Source organism: Chromobacterium sp. FG89 (assembly GCF_057808735.1).
This window is the reverse complement of sequence record NZ_JBMDIQ010000015.1, coordinates 102261-117206: the sequence shown is the minus strand read 5'-3', so window position 1 is coordinate 117206 and position 14946 is coordinate 102261. Positions and strand designations below refer to the sequence as shown.

Here is a 14946-nt window from a genome sequence, read left to right as displayed (position 1 = left end):
GGCACCTGATGCTCATCGACAAACTCAAAGCCGCCCCTCCCTGGCTAGAACAACTTGGATTGGCTAAGGCTAAAAATGTTCCAATGTTGGGACTGGATATCAGCAGCACCGCCGTCAAACTGGTGGAGCTTTCACGCTCGGGGAAAAACTGCCAGGTCGAACGCTATGTGATCGAAGCCTTGCCCAAGGACGCGATCAGCGACGGCAATCTGGTGGATATCGAGGGCATCGCGGAAACCCTGCGCCGCGCCTGGAAACGGCTGGGCAGCCCCACCCGCCACGTCGCCATCGCCATCCCCACGGCGATGGCGATTTACAAGAAGCTGCTGGTGCCGGTCAGCCAGACCGACAACCTGGCGGAATTGATCGAATCCGAAGCCAATCAGAGCATTCCCTTCCCGCTGGAAGAGGTGAATCTGGACCATCAGGTGCTGGGGCCGGCGCCGTCCAGCATCGACGATCTGGAAGTGCTGCTCTGCGCCGCCCGCAAAGAGAAAGTGGAGGAGCGCGTGGCGGTGGTGGAGATGGCCGGCCTGCGCGCCCAGGTGGTGGACGTCGAATCCTTCGCCATGATGACGGCCTTCGAGCAGGTCGAACAACAATTGCCGGAACAGGGCATGAACCAGACCTTCGCCCTGTTCGACATCGGCGCCACCCGCATCCACTGCAACGTCATCCGCAACAACCAGCAAGTCTATTATCGCGAGCAGGTGTTTGGCGGCCAGCAATTGACACGCGACATCCAGCGCCGCTACGGCATCAGCTACGAAGAAGCGGAAAGCGGCAAACGCGGGATGAGCCTGCCGGACGGCTATGAATCCGAACTGATGCATCCCTTCGTCGATTCTCTGGCCCAGGAGATACAGCGCGCGCTGCAGTTCTTCTACACCACGGTCAGCGTGTCGCAATACCTGCGCGTCGACTACATCCTGCTGGCCGGCGGCTGCAGCATGCTGCCGGGCCTGGACGACGCGGTGGCTGGCCGCACCCAGATCAGCACCATGATCGCCAACCCGTTCAGCACCATGGTGCAATCCAGCCATATCCGTCTGAAGGAACTGCTGATGGACGCGCCGGCCTTGCTGGTGGCCTGCGGCCTGGCCATGCGGAGGTTCGACTGATGATACGCATCAACCTCCTCCCCCACCGCGAACAGAAAAAAGCCGCGCACCGGCTGCGCTTCCAGGTGATGCTGGGCCTGACGCTGGTGGCTTCGCTGGCCCTGGTGGTGCTCAGCTATCTGATCATCGGCGGCCGCCTGTCCCATCAGCAGCAGCGCAATGATTTCCTGCAGGGCGAAATCGCCAAGCTGGACAACCAGATCAAGAATATCGGCACCTTGAAGAAGCAGCGCGACGATCTGCTGTCGCGCAAACAGCTGGTGGAACGGCTGGAACAGGGCCGCAACGAAGGCGTGCACGTCTTCGACCAACTGGTGCGCCAAACCCCGGACGGCGTCTATCTGAGAAGCTTCAAGCAGGCCGGCAACCAGTTCACGCTGTCCGGCTACGCCTTGTCCGGCGCGCGGGTCTCCAACTATATGCGCAGCCTGGCCCAATCCAACGTCTTTGACACGCCGGTGCTGGTCGAAGTGAAGGCCTCCAACATCAACGGCCAGCGCGCCAACGAATTCACCCTGAACTGCAGCCTGCGCGAAGCCGCCCCGCCCAAAGCCGGCAAGCCCGCCTCACCCGGAGCCAAGCCATGACGCTGGACGAATTGCGCACGCTGGACCCCAAGGACATCACCAACTGGCCGTTGCAAGGCCAGGCCATCGCGCTGGCGCTGCTGGTCGCCTGTTTCGTCGGCCTCGGTTATTTCTTCGTGCTCAGCGAGGAACTGGACCGCCTCAACGCCGCCAAGCAACAGGAAGAGCAGCTCAAGCAGACTTATGTCGACAAGAAGCGCCAGGCGGTCAACCTGGACGCGCTGCAACAGCAGTTGAAGGAAATCGACGCCTCCTTCGGCGCCCTGCTCAAGCAGCTGCCGACCAAGTCGAACATGGACACGCTGTTGACCGAGATCAACCAGGCCGGCATCGGCCGCGGGCTACAGTTCGAGCTGTTCCGGCCCAACCCGGAAATCAAGACGGCCGAGATGGCGGAAGTGCCGATCACCATTCGCCTGACCGGCAGCTATAACGACCTGGCCGCCTTCGTCAGCGATGTGGCGCAGTTGTCCCGCATCGTCACCATAGCCGACATCAGCCTGACGCCGGATCCCAAGGGCGCGCGCCTGACCATGGACGCCACCGCCAAGACTTTCCGCGCGCTGGAGCCCGAGGAGCGGACCGCGCAGGCGGCCCCTCCCAACAAGTGAGCCGCACAGCCCATGACAAGAACTCTCGCTTGCTTACTGCCCTTGCTGCTTGCCGCCTGCGGCAGCGGCGACACCGACGATCTGCGCCTGTGGATGCAAACCAGCACCCAGGGCCTGCGCGGCCAGATCGAACCGCTGCCCCAGGCGCAGTCCTACCAGCCGTTCGCCTACCAGGCCTTCGACTTGCTCGACCCCTTCAACGCGCAGAAGCTCGCCGCGGCCAAGAATCAGAACCTGGCGAACGCGCCGGATATGAAACGGCCGCGCGAGGCGCTGGAAAACTACGATCTGGACAAGTTGAAGATTGTCGGCGTCATCCGCCGCGGCGGCGCCAACTACGGCCTGGTGCGCACGCCCGAAGGCTCGATTTACCGCGTTCAGGCCGGCAATTTCGTCGGCCCCAATTTCGGCCAGATCAAGAAAGTCGGCGACACGGACATCCAGTTGACTGAGACCGTGGAAGATTTGAACGGAGAATGGGTGCAGCGCAACACCAGCATGTACCTGGACGAACAAGGGCAAAACAAATGAGCAAGCACTCCATCAAACGGTTGTCGGGGCTGGGCCTGTCCCTGCTGTTCGGTTTCGCCTACGCCGGTCCGGCGATCACCGCGATCCAGCTGGCCAACGGCGACGGCGACCAGCAGGTGCTGCAGGTCAGCTTTGACGGCCCCGCCGTCCAGCCCAACAGCTTCGCCATCGCCAACCCGCCGCGCATCGCCTTCGACTTCGCCGGCGCCAGCGTCAAGCTGGCCAAGCCGCAGCAGGACTTCGGCGGCCCGCTGGTCAAATCCGCGGTGGCGGTGGAGGCCAACGGCCGCTCCCGGCTGGTGCTGAGCCTGAGCCGCAACGCGCTGTACAGCAGCAGCGTGTCCGGCAACACGCTGCGGGTTACGCTGAACCCGAATCTCGGCAGCGCCGCCCAGGCCGCCACGCCGGTGGAGCGCCCCGCCGCCAGCGCGCAAAGCGCCGCGCGCCCAAGCCCGGTCCAGATCGCCGGCGCCCAGCCGCTGGCACTGGACTTCCGCCGCGGCAAGAACGGCGAAGGCCGGGTGGAGATCAAACTGCCGTCCGCCAACACCCCGGTCGACATCCGCCGCGAAGGCAAGCAATTGCTGGTGGACGTGCTGGGCACTCAGCTGGACAGGCAGAACCAGCGCCGGCTGGACGTTGCCGACTTCGGCACCCCGGTATCCAAGATCGACGCCCGCAACCAGGGCGGCAACAGCCGCATCCAGATTCAGCCGCAGGGAGACTGGGACTTCTCCTCCTACCAGACCGACGGGCAGCTGGTCGTTGAAATCCGCCGGCCGGCGCCGGAGTCGGCGGCCAGCGCCGACGCCAACCAGAAACCGCAGTACAAGGGCGACAAGCTGTCGCTGAACTTCCAGAACATCGAAGTGCGCACCGTCCTGCAGGTGATCGCCGAATTCACCGGCCTCAACATCGTCACCAGCGATTCCGTCAACGGCAATATCACGCTGCGGCTGAAAGACGTGCCCTGGGACCAGGCGCTGGACCTGATCCTGCAGACCAAGGGCCTGGACCAGCGCCGCGCCGGCAACATCATCCAGATCGCGCCGCGCGAAGAACTGCTGGCGCGCGACAAGCAGGTGCAGGAGGCCAGGCAGCAACTGGCCACGCTGGAGCCGGTGCGCTCGGAAACCTTCGTGCTGCGCTACCGCTCGGCGGAGGACTTCAAGAAGGTGCTGGACGGCACGAACACCACGGGCAAGAAGGAAAGCATCCTGACCGAGCGCGGCAGCGCGCTGATCGACCCCAAGACCAATACCCTGATCATCAACGACACCGGCAGCACCATAGACAAGATCCGCGACATCATCGGCAAGACCGATGTGCCGGTGAAACAGGTGCTGATCGAGGCGCGCATCGTCGAGGCCACCGACAACTGGAGCCGCAACCTGGGCGTCAAGCTGGCCTTCGACCGCGTCGGCGGCACCGGCATCATTTCCGGCGGCGGGTTGGGTAATGCAATTAACAATGCCAATGGCCGCCTAGGTATCGTGGGTAATGCCGCCCAAGCCCCCTATGTCATTTCCCCCGGCGTCAACCTGCCAATCACCAACCCGGCAGGCTCGCTGACCGCGCTCTATAGCGTGGGCAAATCCGCCATCATCGGCCTGGAACTGCAGGCGCTGCAGACCGAGAACAAAGGCCGGGTGATTTCCAGCCCGCGCATCATGACCGCGGACCGGCAGGAAGCCACCATCGAGCAGGGCACCGAGATTCCCTACCAGGAAGCCTCGTCCAGCGGCGCCACCTCCACCTCGTTCAAGAAGGCAGTGCTCAGCCTGAACGTCAAGCCGCAGATCACGCCGGACAATCACGTGATGCTGGACATCAAGGTCAACAAGGACAGCGTCAGCCCCACCTTAAGCGTGGGCGGCACCCCGGCCTTGGACACCAAGAAGGTCAACACCCAGGTGCTGGTGGAGAACGGCGGCACGGTGGTGATCGGCGGCATCTACCAGCAGCAGATCAGCGATGTCGTCAATAAAGTGCCGCTGCTCGGCGACATTCCCATCTTGGGCGCGCTGTTCCGCAGCTCGCAAAAGTACGATAACCGCACCGAGTTGCTGGTCTTCATCACGCCGCGCGTGGTGGAAGACCTGAGCGGCAATAATCAATAAAACCCCGGCTGCGCAGCGCCCCCCGGCGCTGCTGCAACGCCGAAAGACAGCGCGGCCAAGCTCGGCTACAATGCCTGCCATGGAGAAACCGGCAGGCAATTTTTTTCTGGTCGGCTTGATGGGCGCGGGCAAGACCACGGTAGGCCGAGCTTTGGCGCGGCGCACCGACAAAACCTTTTACGACTCTGACCACGAGATCGAGGCCAGGACCGGCGTACGCGTCGCGACCATCTTCGATATCGAAGGCGAGTTGCGCTTCCGCGACCGGGAAACCTCGGTCATCGCCGACCTCGCCCGCCTGGACAACATCGTGCTGGCCACCGGCGGCGGCGCCATCATCCGTCCGCAAAACCGCGCCTGCCTGGCGGCGCACGGCACCGTCATCTATCTGCGCGCCACGATAGACGATTTGCTGGCCCGCACTCTGCACGACAAGAACCGTCCCCTGCTGCAGATCGCCGACCCCAGGGCCAAGCTGGAAAGCCTGTTCCAGGAGCGAGACCCCTTATATCGCGAGGTGGCCGACATCGTCGTCGACACCACGCAGCAGAATGTCAGCCTGCTGGTTGCCCGCCTGATGGAGCAATTGGCCGGCCTCCCCCCCAAACACCGTCCCGAACAAGGAAGCTGATTGTGATTACCCTCGACCTGATCCTGCCCGACACCCGTTACCCGATTCACATTGGCCGGGACTTGCTGGAACAGGTCGAGTTGCTGCTTCCCCATCTGCCCCTGCCCAAGGTCGCCATCGTCAGCAACGAGACCGTGGCGCCGCTGTATCTGGCCGGGCTGCAACAGGCGCTGGCCAAACACCGGATTGACTCCTTCAGCGTCGTCTTGCCGGATGGCGAGCGGCACAAGGACTGGAACACACTCAACCTGATTTTCGACGCGCTGCTGTCGCGCAACGCCGAACGCAAGACCACCTTGATCGCGCTGGGCGGCGGCGTCATCGGCGACATGACCGGCTTCGCCGCCGCCTGCTATCAACGCGGCGCGCCCTTCATCCAGATCCCCACCACCTTGCTGGCGCAGGTCGACTCCTCGGTCGGCGGCAAGACCGCGATCAACCATCCGCAGGGCAAGAACATGATAGGCGCGTTCTACCAGCCCAAGGCGGTGATCGCCGATATGTCGCTGCTGGATACGCTGCCGGAACGCGAGCTGTCCGCCGGCCTCGCCGAGGTGATCAAGTACGGCCTGCTGGGCGACGCCGCCTTCCTCGGCTGGCTGGAGGACAATATGCCGCGCCTGCGCGCGCGCGATCCCGACGCGCTGCAGCACGCGGTCAAGCGCAGCTGCGAGATGAAGGCGGACATCGTCGGCCAGGATGAAAAAGAGCACGGCGTGCGCGCGCTGCTCAACCTGGGCCACACCTTCGGCCACGCCATCGAGGCCGGCCTGGGCTACGGCGTCTGGTTGCATGGCGAAGCCATAGGCGCCGGCATGGTGCTGGCCGCCGCCGCGTCCGCCGAACTGGGCTGGCTGTCCGCCGCCGACGTCGAACGCGTGCGCAGCCTGGTGGCCGCCGCCGGCCTGCCGGTCAAGAGCCCGCAGATGCCGCTGGCGCGCTGGCTGGAGCTGATGAGCCACGACAAGAAGGTGGAAGCCGGCACCATCCGGTTCGTGCTATTGCAACAACTGGGCCAAGCCGCTATTCAGGCCGGCCTGCCCTCTGCGATACTCGAGAAAATACTGAACAATAATAGTTAGCGCTCAAACGGCATCGGTACAGATTCAATAAGGATTTCTACGGATTGCCGCTTGCGCCGCTTCATCAGAATAATGAATCTACTGGAGATGGAGAAGGCCGGCAGGGACACCCCGCGCAAAGCTTGAAGCCAGAGCGCACAATGTCGGGGAGCCGCCGGCGAGGCCAAGTCGTTGCAAAGCGGAAGGGGAGAAGCCACATGGTAGCGTTGAGCGCGTTTGCCGCCAGTTTTGGACTGATGGCGGGATATTACGCCCTGCGATTCTTATGGAAGAAAATACGTTACACCAAGCCGTGCCAACGCGGCATCGATCCGGTGGGCGAGGCGGAGGTTTTTCTCGCCTACGGCCGCACCCGCGACGCGGTGCGGGTGCTGAAAGATTCGCTGCGAGACAATCCGGACGATCTGCCGGCCAAGGTCACCTTGTTGCGGGCCTATTCCAGCGAATGCAATCGCGAAGCCTATTGCTCGCTGGCGCGCGACGTTCAATCCCAAGTGCAAGGCCAGCCGGTCTGGCACACCATTCAGGAAAACGGTCGTCGGCTGGCGCCGCAAGATCCGCTGTTCGAAATCAAACTCTGACGTCTTAGCTTGCGAGTCGTAAACGCGTTCTGAGTCCTCGATGCAGTCAAGCCGGCCATGGCTCCCGCCCTGGCCGGCTTGATTTCGTCGCAGCGCCCGTTCAATCCGCGGCGGCGTCCTCGTCCTTGAACTGCAGGCTGTGCAGCTTGGCGTAGAGCCCGTCACGCGCGAGCAACTGCGCGTGCGAGCCCTCTTCGGCGATCTCGCCCTGATGCATCACCACGATGCGGTCGGCGTTCTCTATCGTCGACAGCCGATGGGCGATCACAATGGTGGTGCGGTTCTTCATCAGGTTTTCCAGCGCGCTCTGCACCAGCCGTTCGGACTGGGTGTCCAGCGCCGAAGTCGCCTCGTCCAGAATCAGCAAGGGCGCGTTCTTCAACAAAGCGCGGGCAATCGCCAGCCGCTGACGCTGTCCGCCGGACAGACGCACGCCGTTTTCGCCGATCAGGGTGTCGAAACCTTCCGGCATCGCCTCGATGAACTCCAGCGCATTGGCCGCGCGCGCGGCCTCCTCCACCGCCTCGCGACTGAACGAGGCTTCGCCGTAAGCGATATTGGCCGCCACGCTGTCGTTGAACAGCACCACGTCCTGGCTGACCATGGCGATATGCCGGCGTAGATCGCTCAAGGGCATGTCCTGCAGGCGCACATCGTCCAGACGGATCTCGCCGCCGTCCGGATCATAAAACCGCGGAATCAAGCTGACCAAGGTGGTTTTGCCGCTGCCGGACGAGCCCACCAGGGCGACGGTCTCGCCGGGATGGACCTGCAAATTGATGTCGCGCAGCACCTGCCGCTCCGCCGTCGGATAGCGGAAGTTAACCCCTGAGAGCTGCAGCTTGCCGCGCGTGCGCGGCAAGGCGGTGCGGCCGTGATCGGGCTCTTCCGGCAGATCGAGAAAATCGAAGACCGATTCCGCCGCCGCCAAGCCACGTTGCATCGCCTGGGCAATGCCGGTGATGCGCTTGACCGGCGCGAACAACAACATCATCGCGGTCAGAAAGGACATGAAATCGCCGGCGGTGAAAGCGCCGCCTTGGGCACGCAGCGTGGCGAAATACAGGATGGCGGCCAGCGCGCAGGCAATCATCAACTGCGTGATGCCGGTGTTGGCGGACGTGGCCGCGCTCTGCTTAACCGCGTTGCGGCGGATGGCCGCCGCCGCCTGCTGAAAACGCTCGCTCTCGCGCGCTTCGCCGCCATAGACCTTGATCACGCGCTGGCAGCTGATGCCCTCGCCCAGCACCTGGGTCAACATGGCCATATTCTGCTGGTTCTCGCGCGATAGATTGCGCAGGCGCTTGCCCACCACCCGCATGCACAGGGAGACAATCGGCAGCACCAGCAAGCAGATCAAGGTCAGCTGCCAGTCTATATACAGCAGCCAGGCCAGCAGGCTGACCGCGGTGACGCCGTCCTTGACCGTGACCGTGATCACGCTGAAGCCGGCTTCGGTCACCTGGTTGACGTCGTAGGAAATCCGCGACACCAGACGGCCGGACTGGTTGTCGGCATAGTATTGCACCGGCAGACGCAGCATCTTGGCGAACATCTGTTCGCGCAGCGTTTGCACCAAGTGGCCGGTCAGCCAGCTGGAGGTGTATTCATTGATGAAGCTGGTGACGCCGCGCACCGCGAACACGCCGATGATGGCCAAGGGCACCCAGGCGATCGCATGCGGATCGCGGTTGACGAAACCGCTGTCGATCAAGGGCTTCATCAGGCGGGCGAAGGCCGGCTCGGTCAAGGCCGCCACCGTCATCGACACCAGCGAGATCAGGAAGACCTTCCAGTAACGGCCCAAATATCCCAGCAAACGGCGATAAATCGCCCAGTTGCTTTGCAAAGAATTCTTCATTCGTTCCTATCATCCAACGCCCGCGTCCGCGGGCGGTCATCAAGCCAGTCGTCAAATCCCCGGCGCATCCAGGCCGCTGAGTTCCAGGATCCGCCGCACGTTCCGCTCCGGCGCGAAGCGGGCGCGCACATCGACGCGCCCGGCTTGCGCCCAGGCTTTCATCATCTCCGGCCGGCTCAGCGCCTGGTCGATCGCCGCGGCCCAGGCGGCGCTATCCTCCGGCGGCGCCAACACGCCGGTTTCGCCATTGCGCATGGTCTCGGGAATGCCGCCGGTGTCGCTGGCGATCACCGGCACGCCCAGGCCCAGCGCCTCGATCTGCGACATGCCCAGCGGCTCGTAGCTGGACGGCATCAACACCAGGTCGGCGCGCGCCAACAAGGCGGCCACCGGGCTCACCACCCCGGCCAACAACACTCTATCCTGCAAACCCAACTGCCGCGCCAGCCCGGCGATCGCCTGCTGCTCCGGCCCTTCTCCGGCAATCAGATAACGCGCATCCGGCCACTTGTCTCTCAGCAAGTCCAAGGCCGCCAACACCGTCCTGTGCCCCTTCTCGCCGCGCAACATCGCCGCCTGCACCAGCAGAGGGCCGGAAGAACGGGACAGCCATTGCTCCAGCTCCGCCGGCAAGGGCTGCGCGGCGGCCTGATCCAAGGCGGAGAAATCAATGCCGGGATAGACCACATGCAGCTTTTCAGGGCGGATGGCCGGGTTCTCCAGCAAACAACGCTTCAGATAGGCGCTGGGCAACATGGTCGCGTCCATCAGCTGGTTATAGCTCCAGGCCGACGCCTGACCCGGCTGATAAGTGCGCGAGCGCAGCAGAAAGGGCCGGCCGCACCCCATTAGCCGCGCGGCAATGGCCAGATTATTGCTGTCGTGGCCGCTGTGGCAAATGGCCAGCCGCGGACGATGACGGCGCATCCAAGCGCTCAAGGCCAAGATGGACGGCATGTGGAGGCTGTTGCGAAAGCGCAGCGGCAGCACCTCCAGCCCGCGTTGACAAGCCACCTCCATCACTCGCGTCTGCGGCCGGCAGGCCAGCACCGTACGAAAACCGCGCTCTCCCAGCAGGCGCATCTGCTGCATCAACTGCAACTCCTGCCCGCCGACATTGGGGGAAGACTCGGTGAACAGCACCCAATCACGCATGCGCGGCGCCTTTCTCCCGCTGTCTCAACTCCGCCAGCAAGGCGGCGGCGGTGAACAAGAAGAGATGCAGCATATGATCCTTGTTCACGCTTTCCAGCAACATGCGTCCGAGAAAGCCGCAGGTCACCAACATCAAGACCAGACCCAAGGTGTCGCGGCGCAGACGGAAGGCCCGATAGCCGGTCCAGATCAGCACGCCGCAAAACGCCAGCCACAGCGCGACGCCGATCACGCCCAGGCCCACGCCAAGGTCGATGAAACCGCTGTGGCTGTGGCCCACCTGATTGGGGTGCCCCGTCGCCGTCAGCGCATTGGTGAAGGCGTTGCGGCTATAGCCATAACCCATGGGCTTGGCCGCGATGAGGTCCAGGCCGCTGTGAATCCAGGCCACTCGCTCATAAGCAGAATCATCTACCGGCATGCCATTTGACAACTTAGGATAGGGCTCCATCCGCAGCCAGGCCTTGGTGTCGGCATAGTGCCATCCGGCAGTCGCCGACTCCACAAACACCTGATTCCGGCTATCCTGCTTGATCGTATACGCGGCGATGCTGCCCGCCGCGGCCAGGACCACGCCGGCAATGAGCAAAGTCTTGCCCCAGCCTATCTTCAGCCCTTCAAACACGGAATACACCAGCAGCATGGACAGCATCAGGTAGACAAGACCGATCATGCCGTTGCGCGCGCCCGCCTTGAGGCTGACAAACAGAATCAAAGCCGCAGCCAAGCATAGCGACCAGCGGGGAAAGCGCGTGAGCGGATGGGTCCCGCGTTGTCCAAAGCAAAACGCGGCCACGACGAAGGCCAATACAAAGTTCATGAAGAAGGTGAATTCCAGCTTGGTGGCGGTGGTGTACACCTCGTTATACGGCCACAAGCCCGTAGTCAGATAGACATAAGCGCCATGGCTAAACTCGGTCAAGGCCAAGACGCAACCGGCGAGGATGACCAAGTCCGAAATCGTCCAGCGCCGAGGGGGGCGGAACAAAGCCAGGCCCGCCACAAACCACAAGCCTCCCATCAATAGCTGGCTGCGGAACTCGCCGGCGGAGGCTTCCGGCCACATCGAGAGCGACACGCTATGCAGCCAGGCGAACAACAGGAACGCGCCGATGGCCGCGACAGGCCCGCGCTGCTCGCGCCAGTGGCGTTTGAGTTCGGGATAGTCTTTCGCCACCAGAACCAGCATCAACAACAGGATCACATAACGCAGCGCAATCGTATGAGACACGCTGGCCAAGGTCAGAAACAACAAGGACAGGCCGATGGCCAAACGGCTATGCCAGCGCGGCTCTAAGCTCAGATGATCATTCATGCAGAAGTTTTTCCAAAGTTTCGGCCACCTGCCCGGCAGGCAGCGCCGCCATACACTGCGCCTGGCGGCATTCGCCGGCCTGATCGCCAAATTTTCTGAAACAACGCAAGGCCCAATCGACATCGCGATAATGCACGCTGCGCTGATTGCGGCAGGGAAACCATGCCGGGCCGACGCCGACGCAGGTGAAGCCGGAGAAAAACCGGCTCGCGCCGAACAAGGTCTCGCTGCCCGGCCCGAACAACATCAGCAAGGGCGCGCCCGCCACTTTGGCCAGATGCGCGATGCCGGTGTCCGGACACACGCAGGCGCGGGCGCGGCTCAAGACGGAGCGCAATTGCGCCAGGCTCAGCGTGCCGGCCATGACGATATCGTCCGGCCCCAGCTCGACGGCCGATAGCAGATGCTGCTCCCCCGGCCCGCACGACCACAACACCACGCAACGGCAAGCCCGAGCCGTGGCCGCGACCCGGTTCCAACTGGCCGCGGGCCAGAAGCGGGTCGCCGAACTCGCGCCCACGTGCAGTACGACGAAACGCGGCGGCAAGGGCGGCAGCCCTTCAGCCGCTACCGGCCAATCCCGCAAACGAAACGGCTGGGGCTCGGGTCCGTCGATCAAGCGCGCGGCGGTATCGGTCCAGGCTTCCGGCTGCCCGGCGTACGCCACCGCCTCGTCCAGCAGCCAGTTTTTATAGCGCGGCGTTTCGCCGGCAAAGCCCACGATCCAGCGGGCGCCTATCGCGCGGGCGAGAAAGCTGAGCCGGTTTTCGCCCATCAGGTAGGCGATATCGAAGCGCGCTTCGGCGAACAAGCGCCGAATCGAGGCAAAATCGCGCGGCTGCCAGGGCAGCGCCCGAATGCCGTACGGCCGCGACGCATACAACGGCGCTTGTCCCGGCGGACAGGCCAGCACGATCTCCGCCTTGGGAAAACGCTCGCGCGCCTTGGCCAACAGACTGGTCGCCATCAAGGCGTCGCCCAGCAGAAACTGATGCAGGATCAATACCCGGCGCGTGCGCTCGAGATCCGGCTTGCGGCGCAGCCATTGCCAGGGCAGCCTCAGCAACAGCGCCGTGAAAATCAGCAAACGCCCGGGAAAACGTCCCGGCCTCATTCTCCGGCCCCGCCTTCGCCGTCGCCAAGCGACAGCTCCCGGTACAAGGCCAGCATCTGCGCCACCATAGCGCCCTCGCTCAAACCCGCCACCCGCGCGCGCGCAAGCTCGCCGCTGCGCGGCCAGTCCGCGCGCGCGGCCAGCCAGGCCGCCACATTGTCTTGCCAGGCGGCGGCGTCTCCCGCCGCGGCCAACCAGCCGGTGACGCCCGGCTCCAGCAGCTCCGCGCCACCGCAACGCGTGCTGGTCAGCACCGGCAAACCGCAGGCCATCGCCTCGATCACCACCGACCCAAACGGCTCGTACAGCGTCGGCAGGATGAAGCCGTCCGCCAGCCCGTAATGGCTGCGCACATCGCGCTGCGGACCGGTGAAGTGTACGCGCTCGGACAAACCCAGCCGGGCCGCCAGCCGCTGATAGCGCGCCAGCTTCTTGTCTCCGCCCACCACCACCAGATGCACGGCGGCGTGCGGCGCGACGGCGCGCAGCGCCTGCTCCACGCCCTTGCGCTCGAAACCGGAGCCCACGTAGACCAGCGTCGGCGCCTCCGGCGGAATGCCGTAATGCTCGCGCAGCGCCACCCTCTGCTCGCGCGCCGCCGCCGGATTGAAAAACCCGCTGTCCACGCCGTTGTGGATCACCGCGCAGCGCTTCGGATCCACGCCGAAACGGCCGACCACGTCGTCGCGCACCAAGGCCGAATTGCAAATCACCGCACGCAAGGCCGGATGCCGGAACATCGCGCGCTCGGTGCGCAGCATGAAATGGTGGTAAGGATTGCAAAAGGTGCTCAGCCGCCGCCACCAGGGCCGGCCTTCCAGCCGCGCGTCCAACCAGGCCGCGTGCACGCCGTCGCCGGCGCGGAACACATGGCAGCCGGGAATGCGCTCGTGCGATTGCACCAGATCGGCGCCGGCCTGCGTCCACGCGGCGCGCGCGGCGCGGGCGAAGCTCCAGTCGCGCCAGACGCTGCCCAGATAAAATGGCTTGACCCGCAGCGTTTCCACGCCCGGCAGGCTCTCCCAATTGCGGCTGATCAATAGCGGGCTGAACTCGCCGCCGGTCTGCAATTGCTTGACGATGGCGCTGACGATGCGCTCCGCGCCGCCCGCCGGATTGTACTTCTGCCGGATAATCGCCAGCCGCTTCATGCGCTTTCCTTCAAGACCGCATCCACCGCCGCCAACACCGTGTCCACATCGATGCGTTGCAGGCATTCGCTTTGCCAGCCTCCGCCGCAACCGGCGTTGCCGCAGGGGCGACAGGGCATGGGCTCGGACACCACGCGGTGCGGCACCTGCCACGGCCCCCATTCGATATCGCCAGATGGCCCGAACAAGGCCACGCACGGCGTTTTCATCGCCGAGGCGATATGCATGGGCACCGAATCCACGCCGATGTACAAACGCGCCTGGTCTATCGCCGCCGCCAACTCCTTCAAGCTCAGCGCGCCGGCCAGGCTGGCCACCGGCCGTTCCAGCCGCGCTTCGATGTCGGCGATCATCGCCATTTCTTCCGCGCCCGGCGCGGCCGACAAGACCAGTTGTTCGCCGCGCGCGCTCAAGGCGTCGATCAAGGCGCTCATTTTCTCCGCCGGCCAGCTCTTGAACGACCAGCGCGAGGTCGGATGCACCAGGATGTAAGCGCCGGGCCGCAGACCGCGCTCGGCCAGCTTGGCCGCCAGCGTGGCCTCGGCGTTGTGCCCCGGCACCAAAACCAGCTCGCGCTGGCTTGCGTCCGGATACACGCCGATGCGCCGCAAGGCGTCCAGATGAATTTCAATCGTGTGGCGGCGATTGCCCGGCACCTGCAAATAACGGTGGGTGAAGCTCTTTTTGAAGAAGCGGCCGTAAGGGCCCTGCGGGCCCACAGACCAGCGCGGCGCAAGCAGACGCGCCAGCCAGGCGCCTCGATTATGCTCGGTCAGCGTGATCACCAGATCGTAGCCGCGGGCGCGCAACTGGCTCAGCAGGGCCAGTTCGGCCCGGGCCTGGCCCAGCGGCCCCCGTTTTTTCCAGCCGCGATCTATGGTGTGCAGTTGCGCGATAGCCGGATGCAGACTCAGCATTTCCCGGGTGTCGTGGTAAACCAGCGCGTCGATCTCCAGATGCGGCGCCTGCTGTTGCAGCGCGGAAAACAGCGGAGAAGTCAGCAGCACGTCGCCGTGGTGGCGCAGCTTGATGACCAACACCCGCCGCACGGCGTTCAGGTCGATGGGATCGTTCAGCATAAGAAAG

Annotated in this window: 14 protein-coding genes; 8 read left to right on the top strand and 6 right to left on the bottom strand. The window is 64.1% G+C overall.

Features of this window, described 5'->3' with window-relative positions:
- Positions 1 to 83: 83 nt before the first annotated feature.
- The 8 genes from ACODRW_RS15790 to ACODRW_RS15755 all read left to right on the top strand — a co-directional run bounded on the left by ACODRW_RS15790 (position 84) and on the right by ACODRW_RS15755 (position 7264).
- A complete protein-coding gene (locus tag ACODRW_RS15790; protein ID WP_227105261.1) occupies positions 84 to 1121 on the top strand; it encodes a pilus assembly protein PilM in 1038 nt (345 codons plus the stop codon).
- Positions 1121 to 1708 carry a PilN domain-containing protein gene (locus ACODRW_RS15785; RefSeq protein WP_488906141.1) on the top strand — a complete coding sequence of 196 codons (588 nt, stop codon included), beginning with the start codon at positions 1121 to 1123 and terminating at the stop codon, positions 1706 to 1708. Before ACODRW_RS15790 ends, ACODRW_RS15785 begins: the two co-directional genes overlap by 1 nt.
- Complete coding sequence (locus ACODRW_RS15780) at positions 1705 to 2319, top strand: type IV pilus inner membrane component PilO (protein WP_235086254.1); 615 nt, start codon at positions 1705 to 1707, stop codon at positions 2317 to 2319. The genes ACODRW_RS15785 and ACODRW_RS15780 overlap by 4 nt, the downstream gene beginning before the upstream one ends.
- 12 nt (positions 2320 to 2331) lie before the next feature.
- Positions 2332 to 2850 (top strand): pilus assembly protein PilP, encoded by a 519-nt coding sequence (locus ACODRW_RS15775; RefSeq protein WP_488906140.1) that lies wholly within the window; start codon positions 2332 to 2334, stop codon positions 2848 to 2850.
- Complete coding sequence (locus ACODRW_RS15770; RefSeq protein ID WP_488906139.1) at positions 2847 to 4970, top strand: type IV pilus secretin PilQ; 2124 nt, start codon at positions 2847 to 2849, stop codon at positions 4968 to 4970. The genes ACODRW_RS15775 and ACODRW_RS15770 overlap by 4 nt, the downstream gene beginning before the upstream one ends.
- A gap of 70 nt (positions 4971 to 5040) precedes the next feature.
- Complete coding sequence (gene aroK / locus ACODRW_RS15765; RefSeq protein ID WP_227105266.1) at positions 5041 to 5601, top strand: shikimate kinase AroK; 561 nt, start codon at positions 5041 to 5043, stop codon at positions 5599 to 5601.
- A 2-nt stretch (positions 5602 to 5603) separates the two neighbouring features.
- Positions 5604 to 6683, top strand: coding sequence for a 3-dehydroquinate synthase (gene aroB, locus ACODRW_RS15760; RefSeq protein ID WP_488906138.1), 1080 nt, complete (start codon positions 5604 to 5606; stop codon positions 6681 to 6683).
- Positions 6684 to 6880: 197 nt separating this feature from the next.
- Positions 6881 to 7264 (top strand): type IV pilus assembly protein FimV, encoded by a 384-nt coding sequence (locus tag ACODRW_RS15755; RefSeq protein WP_488906137.1) that lies wholly within the window; start codon positions 6881 to 6883, stop codon positions 7262 to 7264.
- Positions 7265 to 7364: 100 nt separating this feature from the next.
- Here the strand turns inward: ACODRW_RS15755 and msbA are convergent, their stop codons facing one another.
- Genes msbA through rfaQ form a run of 6 tightly spaced genes read right to left on the bottom strand, consistent with a single transcriptional unit; the run spans position 7365 to position 14939 of the window.
- Positions 7365 to 9125 (bottom strand): lipid A export permease/ATP-binding protein MsbA, encoded by a 1761-nt coding sequence (gene msbA / locus ACODRW_RS15750; protein ID WP_488906136.1) that lies wholly within the window; start codon positions 9123 to 9125, stop codon positions 7365 to 7367.
- Positions 9126 to 9176: 51 nt separating this feature from the next.
- Complete coding sequence (locus tag ACODRW_RS15745; protein ID WP_235086242.1) at positions 9177 to 10280, bottom strand: glycosyltransferase family 4 protein; 1104 nt, start codon at positions 10278 to 10280, stop codon at positions 9177 to 9179.
- Positions 10273 to 11685, bottom strand: coding sequence for an O-antigen ligase family protein (locus ACODRW_RS15740; RefSeq protein ID WP_488906135.1), 1413 nt, complete (start codon positions 11683 to 11685; stop codon positions 10273 to 10275). The genes ACODRW_RS15745 and ACODRW_RS15740 overlap by 8 nt, the downstream gene beginning before the upstream one ends.
- Entirely contained in the window at positions 11588 to 12709 is a 1122-nt protein-coding gene (locus tag ACODRW_RS15735) for a glycosyltransferase family 9 protein (protein ID WP_488906134.1), read from the bottom strand. The genes ACODRW_RS15740 and ACODRW_RS15735 overlap by 98 nt, the downstream gene beginning before the upstream one ends.
- Complete coding sequence (locus ACODRW_RS15730) at positions 12706 to 13860, bottom strand: glycosyltransferase family 4 protein (RefSeq protein WP_488906133.1); 1155 nt, start codon at positions 13858 to 13860, stop codon at positions 12706 to 12708. Before ACODRW_RS15730 ends, ACODRW_RS15735 begins: the two co-directional genes overlap by 4 nt.
- Positions 13857 to 14939: a putative lipopolysaccharide heptosyltransferase III gene (gene rfaQ / locus ACODRW_RS15725; protein WP_107801982.1), complete on the bottom strand. Its 1083-nt coding sequence runs from the start codon at positions 14937 to 14939 to the stop codon at positions 13857 to 13859. Before rfaQ ends, ACODRW_RS15730 begins: the two co-directional genes overlap by 4 nt.
- Positions 14940 to 14946 lie beyond the last annotated feature (7 nt).

What these genes read in the sequence shown, in the direction of transcription:
- ACODRW_RS15730 (WP_488906133.1), bottom strand. Translation starts at nt 13,860, where the DNA reads ATGAAGCGGCTGGCGATTATCCGGCAGAAGTACAATCCGGCGGGCGGC.
- ACODRW_RS15790 (WP_227105261.1), top strand. Translation starts at nt 84, where the DNA reads ATGTTGGGACTGGATATCAGCAGCACCGCCGTCAAACTGGTGGAGCTT.
- ACODRW_RS15785 (WP_488906141.1), top strand. Translation starts at nt 1,121, where the DNA reads ATGATACGCATCAACCTCCTCCCCCACCGCGAACAGAAAAAAGCCGCG.
- ACODRW_RS15755 (WP_488906137.1), top strand. Translation starts at nt 6,881, where the DNA reads ATGGTAGCGTTGAGCGCGTTTGCCGCCAGTTTTGGACTGATGGCGGGA.
- msbA (WP_488906136.1), bottom strand. Translation starts at nt 9,125, where the DNA reads ATGAAGAATTCTTTGCAAAGCAACTGGGCGATTTATCGCCGTTTGCTG.
- rfaQ (WP_107801982.1), bottom strand. Translation starts at nt 14,939, where the DNA reads ATGCTGAACGATCCCATCGACCTGAACGCCGTGCGGCGGGTGTTGGTC.
- ACODRW_RS15735 (WP_488906134.1), bottom strand. Translation starts at nt 12,709, where the DNA reads ATGAGGCCGGGACGTTTTCCCGGGCGTTTGCTGATTTTCACGGCGCTG.
- ACODRW_RS15745 (WP_235086242.1), bottom strand. Translation starts at nt 10,280, where the DNA reads ATGCGTGATTGGGTGCTGTTCACCGAGTCTTCCCCCAATGTCGGCGGG.
- ACODRW_RS15780 (WP_235086254.1), top strand. Translation starts at nt 1,705, where the DNA reads ATGACGCTGGACGAATTGCGCACGCTGGACCCCAAGGACATCACCAAC.
- ACODRW_RS15770 (WP_488906139.1), top strand. Translation starts at nt 2,847, where the DNA reads ATGAGCAAGCACTCCATCAAACGGTTGTCGGGGCTGGGCCTGTCCCTG.
- aroK (WP_227105266.1), top strand. Translation starts at nt 5,041, where the DNA reads ATGCCTGCCATGGAGAAACCGGCAGGCAATTTTTTTCTGGTCGGCTTG.
- ACODRW_RS15775 (WP_488906140.1), top strand. Translation starts at nt 2,332, where the DNA reads ATGACAAGAACTCTCGCTTGCTTACTGCCCTTGCTGCTTGCCGCCTGC.